General features: G+C 53.6%; 1 protein-coding gene. It reads right to left on the reverse strand.

Annotation, left to right across the window (positions count from 1 at the left end):
• Positions 1 to 13 precede the first annotated feature (13 nt).
• Positions 14 to 278: hypothetical protein (locus AC1RP4_RS07995; RefSeq protein ID WP_481763276.1), on the reverse strand; the 265-nt coding region annotated here is incomplete at its 5' end.

A 278-nucleotide genomic window follows, 5' to 3' on the forward strand; every position in this document is an offset into this window, starting at 1 on the left:
CAAACTACTCTCCTTAAAGTGTGTAATGGTTGGAGTTGTCCAACCACTCGGCTACCTTCTCGCCATAAACAGCTGGATCAAACACACGGTGCCCGACTGGCTTTTCTGACACATGCTGCGCGCCGTCCTTCAACTTTCGGCTCGTGTCTTCTAGTTCTTGCGTCTTGGATCGGGCTTCTTTTTCTGCCTCATCCATTGCCGAGTGGAACGCAGATGCCGCTCCTGTGATGTCAACTGCGCGCTGCGCAATCTCGGCGCGTACTTCCTCGGTGTTGATC

This window comes from Dellaglioa sp. CoH-56-MRSF-10 (genome assembly GCF_056782175.1).